Annotated in this window: 1 protein-coding gene and 1 pseudogene; one reads left to right on the top strand and one right to left on the bottom strand. The window is 37.2% G+C overall.

Annotated features, from left to right (window positions below):
- Positions 1 to 114, top strand: a 114-nt coding sequence (locus CUS89_RS15210; protein ID WP_181055381.1) for a cold shock domain-containing protein, incomplete at its 5' end; no start/stop codon positions are given.
- A gap of 122 nt (positions 115 to 236) precedes the next feature.
- On the opposite strand, the pseudogene CUS89_RS15205 reads toward CUS89_RS15210, so the two are convergent.
- Positions 237 to 438 (bottom strand): annotated as a pseudogene (locus tag CUS89_RS15205) (TIGR02328 family protein); the annotation flags it as partial.

The raw sequence follows: 438 nt of genomic DNA, 5'->3' as shown, positions 1-438 counted from the left end.
TTTTCAGCTATCCAAGGTGACGGTTTCAAAACATTAGACGAAGGTCAAGCTGTGACTTTTGATGTTGAAGATGGACAACGTGGCCCTCAAGCAATCAACATCGTTAAAGCATAATCAAACGATTGATATCTTACTGCTCTTTCTTATGAAAGAGCAGTTTTTTTATGTCTAATTTCAATAAAAGCCTCTCGATTCAGCAATCAAGAGGCTTGATAGAGCATTAATTTATTACTTGTTTACAAAATGATCCCTTTTTGTTCTAAGTTTGCCACACATTCGGCTAAGTAGATTTGATCATGTTCTGGATAAAGGGGTGAGGTCCATTCGATGGGGGAAAGGGTAGGATAAGGGTCGCAAATTTTCCCACGATACAAAGGATCAAACCATTCTTCACCAGGTTTATAATTCTGTTTCTTCATTTCTTCCATTACTAACAAA

Origin of the sequence: Enterococcus mundtii (assembly GCF_002947535.1) — a bacterium.
GTDB lineage: Bacteria > Bacillota > Bacilli > Lactobacillales > Enterococcaceae > Enterococcus_B > Enterococcus_B mundtii_B.
Note: the sequence above shows the minus strand (reverse complement) of the source record. Positions and strands in the feature narration are given on the sequence as shown.